Annotated in this window: 9 protein-coding genes; 3 read left to right on the top strand and 6 right to left on the bottom strand. The window is 68.8% G+C overall.

The features are described from left to right. Positions 1 to 310: 310 nt before the first annotated feature. Entirely contained in the window at positions 311 to 889 is a 579-nt protein-coding gene (locus OIC96_RS45650; RefSeq protein ID WP_330302160.1) for a cysteine hydrolase family protein, read from the top strand. Between the two features lie 11 nt (positions 890 to 900). Here the strand turns inward: OIC96_RS45650 and OIC96_RS45645 are convergent, their stop codons facing one another. The 3 genes from OIC96_RS45645 to OIC96_RS45635 form a co-directional block, all read right to left on the bottom strand. After that, on the bottom strand, positions 901 to 2199 hold the full coding sequence (locus tag OIC96_RS45645; protein ID WP_330302161.1) for a phosphatase PAP2 family protein: 1299 nt from the start codon (positions 2197 to 2199) through the stop codon (positions 901 to 903). Between the two features lie 214 nt (positions 2200 to 2413). Next, positions 2414 to 4567 (bottom strand): RNA polymerase recycling motor ATPase HelR, encoded by a 2154-nt coding sequence (helR, locus tag OIC96_RS45640; protein ID WP_330302162.1) that lies wholly within the window; start codon positions 4565 to 4567, stop codon positions 2414 to 2416. Positions 4568 to 4757: 190 nt separating this feature from the next. Then, complete coding sequence (locus OIC96_RS45635) at positions 4758 to 5999, bottom strand: glycosyltransferase (protein ID WP_330302163.1); 1242 nt, start codon at positions 5997 to 5999, stop codon at positions 4758 to 4760. A 499-nt stretch (positions 6000 to 6498) separates the two neighbouring features. On the opposite strand from OIC96_RS45635, the gene OIC96_RS45630 reads away from it, so the two are divergent. Then, entirely contained in the window at positions 6499 to 7638 is a 1140-nt protein-coding gene (locus OIC96_RS45630) for a PP2C family protein-serine/threonine phosphatase (RefSeq protein ID WP_330302164.1), read from the top strand. Positions 7639 to 7729: 91 nt separating this feature from the next. Here OIC96_RS45630 and kstD read toward each other — a convergent pair whose 3' ends face one another. After that, entirely contained in the window at positions 7730 to 9532 is a 1803-nt protein-coding gene (gene kstD / locus OIC96_RS45625) for a 3-oxosteroid 1-dehydrogenase (RefSeq protein WP_330302165.1), read from the bottom strand. A gap of 248 nt (positions 9533 to 9780) precedes the next feature. Between kstD and OIC96_RS45620 the strand changes: the two genes are divergently transcribed. Then, the gene (locus OIC96_RS45620) at positions 9781 to 11424 is read left to right on the top strand and encodes a GMC oxidoreductase (RefSeq protein ID WP_330302166.1); all 1644 of its coding nucleotides are present in this window, start codon (positions 9781 to 9783) and stop codon (positions 11422 to 11424) included. Positions 11425 to 11458: 34 nt separating this feature from the next. Here OIC96_RS45620 and OIC96_RS45615 read toward each other — a convergent pair whose 3' ends face one another. Beyond that, positions 11459 to 11938: a carboxymuconolactone decarboxylase family protein gene (locus tag OIC96_RS45615; protein ID WP_330309958.1), complete on the bottom strand. Its 480-nt coding sequence runs from the start codon at positions 11936 to 11938 to the stop codon at positions 11459 to 11461. Between the two features lie 10 nt (positions 11939 to 11948). After that, entirely contained in the window at positions 11949 to 13022 is a 1074-nt protein-coding gene (locus tag OIC96_RS45610) for an NAD(P)H-dependent amine dehydrogenase family protein (RefSeq protein WP_330302167.1), read from the bottom strand. Between the last annotated feature and the right edge of the window lie 63 nt (positions 13023 to 13085).

The raw sequence follows: 13085 nt of genomic DNA, 5'->3' as shown, positions 1-13085 counted from the left end.
CGCGCCACGGCCGTGCCACATCGTGCGGTCTACCAGGGGCAATAGCGGTTCGCCGTAGTCGAGATGCGCCGCTGACCTGGCCACGCATATACGCGAGTCGTTCCAGGCCCGCCCCGCGCCACCCAAGTTCATGCACAAGAAGCACTTCCCATTGGAACCCCACCGGGCGTTCGCTTTGGTGATCTTTCCGTCGACTGGCGACCGGTGGACAATGCGGCGCGACGCCGATGAGGATCTCCGAATCCCCCACCGCAGCTCGGTCGTTCCCGCAGACTTGCTCTGGTTTCCCAGTGACGAAGGGACGGCAAGCATGGCGAACAGCGCCTTACTCGTGATGGACGTTCAACGGGACATCGTGGCCATCGCCGACGATGGCTCCGGATATCTGCCGCGCTTGCGCAGGGCGATCGACGGTGCCCGGGCTGCCGGCATCCCCGTGATCTACGTGGTCATCGGGTTACGGCCGGGCGATCCTGAAGTCAGCCCTCGCAACAGGGTGATCACAAACGCCGTGCGGGCCGGCCTGTTCACCGAGGGTGCCCCTGGCACCGAGATCCATCATGACGTCGCGCCCCAGCAGGGCGACGTCGTGGTCACCAAGAGGCGGGGAAGCGCGTTCTCGGGCAGCGACCTCGACTTGGTACTCAGGGCTCGCGATATCGACAGCCTTGTTCTCACCGGCATCGCCACCAGCGCTGTAGTGCTGTCCACCCTGTGGCACGCCATCGACCTGGACTTCGGCCTCACCGTCCTGGCGGATGCCTGCCTCGACACCGACCCCGAGGTGCACCGGGTCCTCACCGAAAAGCTGTTCCCGCAGTGGGCAGATGTCCTTGCCGTCGAGGACTGGCTCAACGCCATCAGCCGCGGCGGGACAGCCAATCAGTGATGCAACATGACTCACACCAGTTCGGGTTGCGGTTCCGGTTGCCGTACCGGTGCGGCCTTCGGTTCCCACATTTTGGTGGTCCGTACGTAGCGGTGGACCACTGAGGTCATCGCCAGAAGGAGAAGTGGTCCAGCCACCCACGGATGTTGGGCCATCTCCATCGGCAGATAGCGATAGGACACCAAGAGCGCGGCGAAGACCGTTGCGCCGTAGGTGACCAGCTGGATTCCCGGCCGGTCCCAGCCGCGGTCGTGCGCGCGCAGTGCCGCCTCGATCGTGAGCGCGAACACCACGCCGGCAATGAGATCCGCGCCATAGTGGTAGCCGAATCCCAGCGTTGCGCTGAGCGTGGCGATCAGCCAGAACGCGCCCGCCCATTGCAGAATCCGTGGCCCTTTGCGGGAATGAACGAAGATCACGGTGGCCCACGCCGTGTGCAGGCTGGGCATGCAGTTGCGTGGGGTGATCTCGTCGAACGGCATCGGGTGCGGGGTAGTGAGCGGCGGCGGCGTGTCCGGCCACAGGTTGGCCACCGGCCAGTGCCCGCCGCCAGTACCGAAGGCGCCGGTGCCGTAGGCGAAGACCGGTCCGACCACCGGGAAGATCATGTAGATGGCCGGCCCGAGGAGGCCGATGACCAGAAAGGTGCGCACCAGATGATGGCGCGGGAAGCGGCGCTCGACCGCCACGTTGCGCAGTTGGTACAGCGCGACGACGACCGCGGCCACCGCGAGCTGAACGTAGACGTAGTCGAGAACATGGGCGCCGATCGGTCCGGTGGCCTCGACAACCCGGCCTGCCAGCCACGACGGGTTGCCCAGCGCGTGATCGGCGGTAGCCACGTACTGGTCGAGCACAGTTGGGCGGGTCTTCGAGGTGACGAGTAGCCAGGTGTCGCCGGTCTTACGGCCGGCCACCAGCAGCAGGGCCAGCCCGACGCCCTTCAGCAGCAGGACACGTTCCCGGCCGGTGCGGCGGGTGACGGCGATGACCGCGCAGCCCAGAATCACCCACAACGCGCCGTTACCGAAGGGCTGGCCGTCGGTCGTCCTGGCGTCGACCGCCCACCGCACCAGCGCGAAGACGACATCGATACCGATCGCGGCACCAGCCGCGATGAACCGCTGTCGCCAGGTGAGCACCACCATCATCAACGCCATACTGGCGTACAACAGCGGCCCCGATTTGGGGGCGAATATCAGCTCTCGCACCTGGTTGGTGATCGGCCCCGGCAGGCCGTAGCGACGCGCGACGATCTCCAGAATGATGAGGAATCCGAGTGCCACCACACCCGCCGTGGCCCACAGCATCGCCCGCGGTTGACGCCACGCGGCGAACGGAGTTCTGCACTTTATTCGCGAAAATATCCGCGACGCTATAGATATCAATTGTCGTTTGGCCGATTTGTAGATGTTGGTTACATTGGTCGCCCTTCATGCCGGATGGCATGGTTTTCCGGCATGAAGGGCGGACGATCAAGACACTCGCCGTGAGTTCGAACATGTTAGCGGAGCGGTGCGGGTGTCAGGAGCTCGTGAGGATGACGAGTTGCTGGGTCGCCCGGGTCATCGCGACATAGCGGTCGACCGCTCCTTCGATGCCCTTGCCGAACGCCTCTGGGTCGATGAGGACGACCAGGTCGAACTCGAGCCCCTTCGAAAGCTCCGGGGTCAGCGCCCGGACACGGGACGTCGTGCGGAATGTGGGATCGCCGATGACGCAGGCGATCCCGTCGGCATGTGCGGCGAGCCAGGTGTCGAGGATCGAGCTCAGATCCGAAGCGGATCCGTGGACGACGGGGACGCCGCCGCTGCGGATGGAGGTCGGCACGTTGGCGTCCGGGAGCACGGCCCGGATGACCGGCTCGGCTTCCGTCATGATTTCTTCCGGCGTCCGGTAGTTGACGCTCAGGGAGGCCAGGTTGATCCGGTCGAGCCCGATCCGTTCGAGCCGTTCCTGCCACGATTCCGTGAACCCGTGCCTCGCCTGGGCGCGGTCTCCGACGATGGTGAAGCTCCGGGACGGGCACCGGAGCAGCAGCATCTGCCACTCGGCGTCGGTCAGTTCCTGGGCCTCGTCCACGACGATGTGCGCGAACGGGCCGGCGAGCAGGTCCGGTTCGGTGCCGGGCAGTGCGCTCTCGTCGATCAGGGTGTCCTGCAGGTCCCTTCCGCGCAGCATCCCCACCGCGCCTTGACTCTCGTCGATCTCGGTGTCCCGCAGCAGGATCTCGATGACATCGGCCCTGCCCGCGCGTTCGGCGGCGACAGCGGCCTCGTTCCGACGCTTGCGTCGGGACGCCTCCGGGTCGCCGAGCCGCTGCCGTGCCGCGTCCAGGAGCGGCAGGTCGGACACCGTCCAGGCCTGGGCTTCCCCGCGCTGCAGCAGCGACACGTCATCGGGGCTGAGCCAGGGAGCGCACATCCGCAGGTAGGCGGGTACCGACCACAGGTCTCCGACCAGGTCGGCCGCTTCGAGGAGCGGCCACGCGCGGTTGAAGGCCGTGAGCAGCTCCCTGTTCCGCAGCAGCGACTTGCGGAGCAGGTCATCAGGGGCGTCGCCGTCGTGCTTGTCCACCAGGATCGTGAGCAGCTCCTCCAAGACCTGGTCGCGCGCCTCGTTGTGCGGAGTACCGGGTTCTGCCGCTTCGAACGCTGTGGCCCATTCATCGGCGCTCAGCCAGATGTCGGACCAGTGGGTCGTGACCGTCATCCCCTTGATGGGCGGCTCCTCGTAGAACCTGACGGCCGTCTCGATCGCTTTCACCATGTGCGCGGACGACTTGAGGAGGGCCACATTCGGGTCGGCCTCGATCGCCGCTGCGGCTCCCTCGTCGACCAGGTCCCGCAGGGTGCAGGTCTGCACGCCCTCCTCTCCGAGGCTGGGGAGGACGTCGGCGACATAGGCCAAGTAGGGCCGGTGCGGTCCGACGAACAGGACGCGGCCCCGGTGGTGACCGAGGCGAGGATCGGAGTAGAGGAGGTAGGCGGAGCGGTGCAGGGCGACGACGGTCTTCCCGGTACCCGGACCGCCGTCGACGACAAGAGCGCCGCGGGATCCCGCGCGGATGATGGCGTCCTGGTCGGCCTGGATGGTGCCGAGCACGTCTCGCATCCGTGGCGACCGGTTGCTGCCCAGGCTGGCGATGAAAGCGGACTGGTCGTCGAGCGCGGCGTGCCCCACAATCCCGTCCGAGGTGAACACCTCGTCCCAGTAGTCGCTGATCCGGCCGCCGGTCCAGCGATACCTGCGGCGGCTCGCCAAACCCATCGGGTTGCCGTGGGTGGCTCCGAAGAACGGTTCGGCCGCGGGCGAGCGCCAGTCGACCAGCAGCCGACGACCCGCACTGTCCGTAAGGCCAAGTCGTCCTACATACACGGGTTCGGGGTCGTCCACGCCGACCATGTGTCCGAGGCACAGGTCCAAACCGAAGCGGCGCAGCGCGCGCAGGCGAGCGGTCAGCCGATGGATCTCCATGTCCCGGTCCATCCCTTGCCGGCCCAGGCCTCCGGGCGCCCTGCGCGCGGCTTCGAGGCGGTCGGACAGCTCGGCGATCGACTGCTCAAGGCACTCCGCGATGGCCGCGAAGTGCTGGTCGTCGCCGGCGATCAGCGTCGGGTCGCCCTTTGCGGAGAGGTGGTCGGGAAGGTCAAACGCCCTGGTGGTCAGGGGGTTCACGTGATGGGCTCCGATCTGAGGTCACTTGCGACCATTGCGTGCGGCAGGGGGTCTGGACCGGCGTGACGAACCTGGCGGACATGACGAGCGACGCTCCGCCCGAGGTGGACTCCGCGGCCGTAGCCGGTCCAGGTCGCCAGGGATCGCAGGTTCTCGTGTTCTGGGTCCTGGCTCGACGATCCCGCGTGGTTCACGCGGGCACCGGCGGCCTTTCTCGGCCGACCGCGTCGAGCAGCAGCTTCGCGGCCACCGTCGCCCCGTCGGTGCGGATCGTGCCGGCCACGGCCCTCGCTCGTGCGCGGGTCTCGGGGGTCAGGGCGGTGGTGAGCGCGGCCGACAGGGACTCGAAGGTCGGAGTCGGACCGTCGTGTGCCGCGCCGATGCCCAACTCGGCCACCCGGGCGGCCCAGTACGGCTGGTCCACGATCTGGGGTACCACCACCTGCGGCGCGCCAGCCCGGGCGGCCGTCGTCGTCGTACCCGCGCCGCCGTGGTGCACGACGGCGGCCACCCGGCCGAACAGTGCCTGGTGGTTGACGTCGCCGACGGCGAAGCAGTCGTCCCCCTTGTCGATCAGGCCAAGGTCGGCCCAGCCCTGGGCGACGATGGCGCGACGGCCCTGCGCGCGCACCGCCTCGATGGCCACTTGGGCGACGTCCGTCGAGTCGCGCATGGGCATGCTGCCGAAGCCCACGTACACCGGCGGTGCGCCGGCCTCCAGGAACGCCGTCAACTCGGCCGGCAGCGGGCGTTCGTCCGGAAGAAGCCATGCGCCGGTCTGCACGACATCGAGGTCCGCCGTCTCCTGCCACGGACCCAGGACCGGGTCCGCCGCCAGCCACGGCCGGTCGGTGAAGACATGGCTGCGGACGTCGTCCACCGGAGGCCGGCCGATCGACACCCGGTGAGCGTTGAGCCCGGGGCCGAACAGCGCGTTGAAGCTCTCGGCGTTCCAGTCCCACCGCGCACGGTTGTCGGTCATGCCCGGTGGGAACGGCCGGCCCGGCAGCGCGTGCGGTGCGTGGTGCGGGGACGGCAGCATGGTCGGGAAGTAGCTCACGTACACGAAGGGGATGCCCAGTTCCTCGGCCACCGACTGCGCGGCGGCCACGGCCGGGACCAGGCCGGTCGCCACCACCGCGTCACATCCCTCGGCCGCCGCGGCGACCGCCTCGTACTGCGCGGCGACCAAGGCGGCCGCGCGCTGGGGCAAGCCCTCCGGTGTCGGTGACGCCGTCCCGGTCACCAGTGTGCGCACCGGCTCGGCGGCCGGCACCAGCTCCACGCCGACACCGGCCAGCAGCTTCGCGAACTCCTCGTCCGGCGGCGCGCAGACCCTCACCTCCGCGCCAAGTTCCCGCAACCGCACCGCGAGTCCCGCCATCGGCTGGACATCCCCACGCGACCCATACGTCGACAACAACACACGCACTCTGCGACTCCCGATTTCCGCGGATTCTGGCCTCGGCCGGAGATTCTGCGCCACGACCGGGGCCTTGCCGCAAGCCCCCCAGTGCGCTATACGTTGAGAGTGGAAAGGAGTGGGTACTCCCCCTTTCCCTTCATCGTCCGCTGTGGACGGACAACCTCCTCGCGAAGCGCCGACGCGCCGCGTACGACGGTGCCATCGGTTCGACTCCGGACAGACCTGCTGTCGCCGTATGGATCGGTGGCGGCGGGCGAGGTTCCTCGACCGGCTGCACCGGTCGTCTTGCTCGAATGGGAGAACGCCGCGCCGCGCAGCGGGTGCCACCGAGCGCTGCCGTGCGAGTGCGTACGGCAGCGCTCGGTGTGTGTACGGACCGCTTCCGCGCAGAGGTGAAGAGACCGGGCGGCCATGATCACCGTGATGGCTCTGCCGCCGTCGGCACGCGGACCGGAGTGCGCGGTGAGACGGAACGGAGGAGCGTGGTGGTGTAAGGAGGAGTGACATGGCCAGCAGGGCCGCTTCCGGGCGACGGGACGGTGAGGAGCGGGGCTGGCTGCGTGGCTCGCCGCCTCCGCGCTGGGTTCGGATGCTGCCGCCGGCGCTGCTGGTGGGGGTCTGCGCGGCGGGGTTCGCGAGTAGCCAGCCGCTGGACATCGGCTTTCTGCTGGGCACCATTCCGTCGCTGGCCGTGCTCTCCTACGGGCCTGTGGCGACGGCACTGTTCGGCTGCGCCGTCGTCGTTCTGATGAACGTGCCCGCTCTGCAGCTCAACCACCCGGGCAACACCGACCTGCTGACCATCAGCTTCATCGCCGTGCTGAGCGTGTTCGTGTCCCTGGTGCGCAGCCGTCGGGACGCCCACCTGGTCACGGTACGGACCGTCGCGGAAGCCGCCCAGCTCGCGGTCCTGCCGCCGCTTCCCGAGCGCGTCGGCCGGGTGCGCTGCGCCGGTCTGTACCGGGCGGCACAGAGCGGGACGCTGGTCGGCGGCGACTTCTTCGAGGTGCGCGAGGGACCCTACGGAGTCCGGGCCGTCATGGGTGATGTGCAGGGACACGGGCTGTCGGCCGTCGGTACGGTCGCGTCGCTTCTCGGAGCGTTCCGGGAGGCGGTTCTCGACCAGCCCGAGCTGGAGGCGGCCGCGGCCCGCCTCGATCGGAGGCTGGTCGTGGACTCCGCGGGAACCGAACACGCCGAGTTGTTCGCGACCGCCCTACTCCTGGAGTTCTCGCCCGGCGCGGATGAGGTGCGACTGATGTCCTGCGGGCATCCGCATCCGCTGCTTCTGCGGGGAGCGGAGGCAGTCGAACTCGCTCTCGAACCGGGGGCTCCGCTGGGTCTCGGGCTCTTGGACGTCTCCACGCCGAAGGGGCGCACCGTCCGGCTGGAGCGCGGTGACCGGCTGTTCCTGGCATCCGACGGGGTGACGGAGAGCCGGGACAAGAGCGGCGCCTTCTACCCCTTGGCCGAGCGTCTGCCCAAGTTCGACGAGGAGACGCCGGCCGCTCTGATCGACAGCGTGTGGGAGGACCTTGTCCGGTTCTGCACCACGGTGCGTGACGACGTCACCATGCTGGTCCTCACACCGCTGCCGGAAGACGCGGAAGGCGGCCCGGCCGGCCCCGGCGGGCACCTCGGTTGAGGACTCAGCACACCCCCGGGGCTGTACCTACTAGTATGTACGGTCGTGATCACGGAGGCGTGGGACCTCCGGCGAAGCACTCGCGTCGCCGTCAGCCCGCCGCCCCCGCCGCGATGTCCAGCGCCGCGATGTAGCCGAACGTCATCGCCGGACCGATCGTCGAGCCCGCGCCCGCGTAGCTGTGACCCATGACCGCCGCGCTGGCGTTCCCGGCCGCGTACAGGCCGGGGATCACGGTGCCGTCCGAGCGCAGCACGCGCGCCCGGGCGTCGGTGCGCATCCCGCCCTTGGTGCCGAGGTCGCCCGGGACGATCTTGAAGGCGTAGTACGGGGCGAGCCACAGGGGTGCCAGACAGGAATTGGGGAGGATCGCGGGATCCGTGTAGTAGTGGTCGTAGACACTGTCGCCGCGGTGGAAGTCGGTGTCCTTCCCGTTCTGGGCGAGGCCGTTGAAGCGGCTGACGGTGGTGCGCAGGGCGGCCGCGGGTACGCCGATGGCGGTGGCCAGGGCGTCCAGCGTCCAGGCCTTGTGCGCGGCGCCGGAGGTGTACCACGCGTCCGGGAACGTGAACGTGGGCGCGACGTCCTTGAAGAGGTAGCGGTTGCGGTAGTTCTGGTCGACGATCAGCCAGGCCGGGATGTCGGGCGCGGCCGCGTCGCGCTCGTACATGGTGTGCACGACGTCGCTGTAGGGGGCGGCCTCGTTGACGAAGCGCGCTCCGGCGGCGTTGATCAACAGGCCGCCGGGCAGAGTGCGTTCGGCGAGGCAGAAGTAGGGCTCGTCGGGGAGCGGGATCGCCGGGCCCCACCAGGCGTCGTCCATCAGGTCGAGTGCGGCGCCGGCCCGCTGCCCCGCCCGGATGCCGTCGCCGGTGTTCTCCTTGGCGCCCACCGTCCAGGCGGTGCCGATGGGCTGCTGCTGGTACTGGGCGCGCATGGCCGCGTTGTGCTCGAAGCCGCCGGAGCCGACGATCACCCCGCGCCGGGCGCGGACCAGGCCGGATACGCCGTTCTGGGTGACCACCACACCGGTGACGGCGCCGCTCTCCACGTACAGGTCGGACAGCGGGGTGTTCAGCCACACCGGCACCTGGGCGGCGAGCAGCCCGGCGCGCAGCCCGGCCGCCAGTGACTGGCCCATCGTCAGGGGCTTCTGGCCGAGGAGTGACGCCTTGGTGCCGCGGGCGAGGCATTCGGTGGCGACGGCGGCGCCCTTCGCGCTGACCAGGGAGAGCGTGAGCCATTTGTAGTCGGCGCTGAAGACGACCATGCCGCTCGGCACCGCCATGTACGGCGGGTTCAGATGGGCGAGTTCGGCGCCCAGGATGTTCCCGTCGAGCTGGTCCGGCTCCATGGAACGGCCATTGGGCAGGCCGCCCGGCAGCTCGGGGTAGTAGTCGCTGTAGCCCTCCATCCAGCGGAAGCGGAGCGGGCTGTTGGCCATGACGAAGGAGATCATGGCGGGTCCGTTGCCGAGGAAGGCCTGTTGGCGGTCGGCGGAGACGGCGGAACCGACCACCGCGGCGAGATAGGTGGCGGCCTTCGCCGGGGTGTCGGGGACGCCGGCGGCGAGGATCACCGGGTTGTTCGGGATCCAGATGCCCGCGCCGGAGCGTGCCGCCGAGCCCCCGAAGGTGGCGGCCTTCTCCACGACCACACAGCTGAGGCCCTGTTTCGCGACCGTCAGCGCGGCGGTCATCCCCGCCGCTCCGGAACCGATCACCACGACGTCGTACGTGCCGAGCAGGGGCAGATCGGCCGCCTCGGTGACACCTGGGAGGCCGGCCGCGAGCGCGAGCCCGGCTCCCGTCGCGGCACCGAGCACGCGGCGCCGCGAGGGGCCGGGTGCGGCGGGGATTTCGGTACGTCTTGCGGGGTCCGCGCTCGTGGACATGGCAGGGCGCTCCAGCAGGGCGAAGGAATGTGAGGCGTGCAGTGCTCCGGGAACCAACGGGCCCCCGCCGTACCGATTCTGATGCGGCGTCAGGAATGTGGCGCGGGGGTCTTGTGAAGTCAAGAGGCCCGGACCGCAACTCCCCTACCACCCCAAGATCGGGCAGAAGTTACCAACCGGTATGTAGTGACTTAACACGCAAGCAACAGTAGAACGTGTTCCCACTCAAAGAGAGTGAGGAGCGTCACATGAGTGACACTACCCAGCAAAACAAGGACTTCAGGGGTGTCTCCCGTCGAAGATTCATTGCTGGAACAAGTTCTATTCTTGGAGCCATGACCCTTGCGGGTCACGCCGCGGCGGCTGCGGAACAGGTCGTCACGGCGGCCGGACCGATCGCCTCCGGGGCTCACGTTCCCGTCCTCGTGATCGGCACCGGATACGGCGGCTCCGTCGCCGCCCTGCGCCTCGCCCAGGCCGGTGTCGACGTACAGATGATCGAGATGGGGATGGCCTGGGACACCCCCGGCTCGGACGGCAAGATCTTCGCCAACACGACGAGTCCGGACTACCGGTCGTACTGGCTGCGCACCAGGACCAAGCAGCCTCTCAGCAACTTCCTCGGCTTCCCGATCGACAAGGACGTCCCCCTCTACACCGGGATCCTGGACGCCGAGGAGATGGGCGGCATCATCGTGTACCAGGGCCGCGGCGTCGGCGGCGGTTCGCTGGTCAACGGCGGTATGGCGGTCACGCCCAAGCGCGAGAACTTCGGCGCCATCCTCCCGTCGGTCGACGCCGACGAGATGTACGGCACCTACTACCCGCGCGCAAACGCCGGGCTCGGGGTCGGCACCGTCGATCCGACGTGGTTCGAGAGCGCCGACTGCTACCAGTACGCGCGAGTCGGCCGCAAGCAGGCCCAGCGTTCCGGCTTCCCCTTCGTCTTCGTGCCCGACGTGTACGACTGGGACTACATGGAGCAGGAGGCCGCCGGAACCGTACCCAAGTCGGCGCTGGCGGGCGAGATCCTCTACGGCAACAACTACGGCAAGAAGTCGCTGCAGAAGACCTACCTCGCCCAGGCGGCGGCCACCGGCAAGGTCACCATCTCACCGCTGCACAAAGTCACTTCGGTCTCCCCGGCCGCCGCCGGCGGCTACACGGTCGTCATCGACCAGCTCAACACCACCGGCGGCACCACGGCCACCAAGACGGTGACCGCGGACCGGGTGTTCTTCGCGGCGGGCAGCGTCGGCACCAGCAAGCTGCTGGTCAAGCTGAAGGCCACCGGGGCGCTGCCCAGCCTCAACTCCGAGATCGGCCAGGGCTGGGGCGACAACGGCAACGTCATGTGCGGCCGCGCCAACCACCTGTGGGACCCCACCGGGGCACTCCAGGCGAGCATTCCCTGCGGCGGCATCGACAACTGGACCGCCGGGGGCGCGTTCGCCGAGGTCGCTCCGCTGCCCACCGGCATCGAGACCTACGCGTCGTTCTATCTGTCCATCACCAAGAACCCGAACCGCGCCCAGTTCTCCTGGAACGCCGCCACCAACAGCGTCGACCTGAACTGGCAGACCGCCTGGAAGCAGCCGGCCATCGACATGGCCAAGTCGATCTTCGACAAGATCAACGCGAAGGAAGGGACGATCTACCGGACCGACCTCTTCGGCGTCTACAAGATCTGGGGCGACCACCTCACGTACCACCCGCTCGGCGGCGCGGTACTCAACAAGGCCACCGACAACTACGGCCGTCTGCAGGGCTATTCGGGCCTGTACGTGATCGACGGCTCACTCATCCCCGGCAACACCAGCGTCAACCCGTTCGTCACCATCACGGCGCTCGCCGAACGGAACATCGAGACGATCATCGCCACCGACCTCTAGCGCGTCCGGGCCGACCGGGCGGCCCGGACCCCGCTCAGTGGGTGGGCAGCACGCACACGGTGTCCAGGCCCAGCACATGGTTGAGCCGGCCGAAGGCCAGCCAGGATCCGATGCTCATGCTCAGCTCCACAATCTCGCGCTGGCTGTAGAGCGCGGTCATCCGAGTCCAGAACTCGTCGTCGAGACCGTGGTGATCCAGGGCGTACCGCTCGGCGTACTCCGCGGCCAGCCGGGTGCGGTCGTCGAAGGCGTCGGTGGTACGCCACTGGGTCACCGCGTCCGCGAACTCCTCCTCGACCTTTTGCCCCTCGCGCTCCGTGCGCCAGTCGAGACAGAACTGGCACCCGTTGATCTGCGCGACGCGCAGCCGCGCGGCCTCGAACTCGCGCAGGCCCAGGGTCGAGTGCTCGTACACCGACAGCGAGAAGTTCGCGGCGGCCATGCCGATACCGGGGACCATCTCGCCCCACACGTACCCGATCGGCTCCTGGTCCTCGGGAATGTCGATGCGCATGGTCATTGGGTCACTTCCTTCCGAGTCTGCCGGCTGCGGGGCGCAGCGGGACGTCGAGCGCGTCATACAGTCCGGGTGCCGCGTCGACGAGCCAGTCGATGGCGCTCACCAGCCGGCCGACCGCGGTGGCGTTCCCGCCCGCGGAGCGGTTCTCGCCCTCGTCGGTGGCCTCGACGGTGACCTGGATGCGCGGGCGGCCCTCGATGATCACGCGGTGGGCGCCGTCGCCGTCCGGCGGCGTCGGCCAGTCCGGTGCGCAGGACGGATGGATGCGGGTGACGTGCTCGATGACGATCCGGGGTTCGCCCCCGACGATCCCTCGCACCTCGAACCGCACCGCGCCCTGGGTGCCTGCCGCGAACTCGCCCATCGTCCGGGTGCGCACCGTGGTCTCGAGCGGGCGCCGGTCCATGGTCTCGCGGATGTCGTCGAGTTCGACGCCGAGGGCCCTGGCCATCAGCCGTATCTGCCCGCCCCACACCATGGTGGGAATGGAGGGCGCGAGCATCAGCGGCTCGTACTCCATCGGCTGGCCCATGCCGACCAGGTAGCGGACGGATTCTTCCTGTTCGTACGTGGAGTAGTCGAAGATCTCCTGACAGCGGATGGCGTCCACCTCGGTGCCAAGACCACTGATCAGCAGGGGCAGTACGTCATTGCCCCAGCCGGGGTCGACGCCGGAGACGAAGAGTGAGCCGCCGCCGTCCTCGATGGCGGCGAGCACCGGATCGCGGAACTCCGGCGGGGCGTTGCGCTGATCGTAGAGCGGGTACAGCGCGGGGGTGACGACCACCGCACCAGCCCGGATCGCCCTGCCGATGTCGGCGAGGGCCTCGTCGGGCCGGATGTCGCCGGACGCCGCGTACACCACGGCCCCGGGACCAAGGGCCAGTACCGCGTCGATGTCGTCGGTCGCGGCGACCCCCAACTCCTGGTCGAGCCCGGCGAGTTCGCCCGCGTCGCGGCCGACCTTGCCCGGGTTGTGGACGAGCACCGCCGCGAGTTTCAGCGCCGGGTGGGCCTCTACGGCGCGGATGGCCGCGCGGCCGACATTGCCGGTACCCCAGACCACCGTGGAAATCATGCGGCGGAGGGTAGCGAGAGGACCTCAAGGTTCCTATAGCCGTGACCGGTGAAGATGCCGGAT

The organism is Streptomyces sp. NBC_00775 (assembly GCF_036347135.1).
In the GTDB taxonomy this organism is placed as follows: Bacteria; Actinomycetota; Actinomycetes; order Streptomycetales; family Streptomycetaceae; genus Streptomyces; species Streptomyces lutosisoli.
Note: the sequence above shows the minus strand (reverse complement) of the source record. Positions and strands in the feature narration are given on the sequence as shown.